Source organism: Bathymodiolus azoricus thioautotrophic gill symbiont, from assembly GCF_001298715.1.
In the GTDB taxonomy this organism is placed as follows: Bacteria; Pseudomonadota; Gammaproteobacteria; order PS1; family Pseudothioglobaceae; genus Thiodubiliella.
In genome coordinates, this window is the sequence record NZ_CDSC02000216.1 from 1 (window position 1) to 972 (window position 972).

Below are 972 nucleotides of genomic sequence, written 5' to 3' on the forward strand. Positions count from 1 at the left end.
TTTTGATTGTTTTTTTTGAACTGGTGCATAATCAAACATAGATTGATTGCCATAAAGATCTTTATTTGCTTGCCTGATTAATTTTTGAAAGCCCAAAACTCTGTCTGTGTATTGATGAAACAACTTGGCAAATTTACGTGCATATTTGCGTTTTTCTGCTTTTGTTTCAGCATACATGCCTAAAATTTCTAGCGTAGAAAGTGTGTTGTTCTTGTCCATTTCAAGTGCTAAAGATTTATAAGTTTCAGCACGAGCATACTCTTCATTGGTAATGTCAAAAAACTGTATTTTTGTTTCTGCTAATTGTTGTTTTGTAGCACTGGTATAGACTTTTTTTGTGTTTCCTGTACTCGTATTCTTTGTTCTTGTATTCTCTATTCCCGTATTCTCTGTTTTAGTTTCAATGGCATTAGCACTAGTGCTTATTGAAACTAAAAATAAAGCTGTTTGCAGAATAATTAAAAAAATATTGTTCATTTTATTTTCTCCAGTGTGTGTTTTTGTCCGTTTTTTACTATCATTATTTTCTCCTTGTCAAAATCAATGTCTATAACTTTCCATCCAATTCTAATACTGTTAATACCAACAATAGATGTTTTGCCCTGGTATCTGATGGTTGCTTGTGGTTTAGAATCCCATAAGCTAATACCAAGTAGTTCAAACACCTCGTTTGCTGATCTTGATTCTTTTATTTTTTGCTTTTTACTCTCAAATAATGCGCTAATTTTATTAAATGTTGTTTCTTGAGCTCTATTCACCTTTGAGAGGATTTTATGGTTATTGCTTTCTTGGCTTTTAATAAGACTATTTTTAAATTCATCAAAAGATTGTTGATTTTTTTTAGTGAGTTCAGCCACTTCATATTTGCCATTTTTATGTGCCGATATTAATGCTTTTTTGAGTATTTTTTTTATCTCTTCTTTAAATTTAGACTGATCGTTTTGCTTAACAACTGATGGGTTGATTTTGATA

General features: G+C 30.7%; 2 protein-coding genes. Both read right to left on the reverse strand.

Annotation, left to right across the window (positions count from 1 at the left end):
• Nucleotides 1–477 (reverse strand): hypothetical protein (locus BAZSYMA_RS04160; RefSeq protein ID WP_090715921.1); only part of this gene is annotated, 477 nt, incomplete at its 3' end.
• On the reverse strand, nt 474–972 hold a 499-nt coding region (locus BAZSYMA_RS09920; RefSeq protein ID WP_195910091.1), incomplete at its 5' end, for a hypothetical protein. The genes BAZSYMA_RS09920 and BAZSYMA_RS04160, both read right to left, overlap by 4 nt.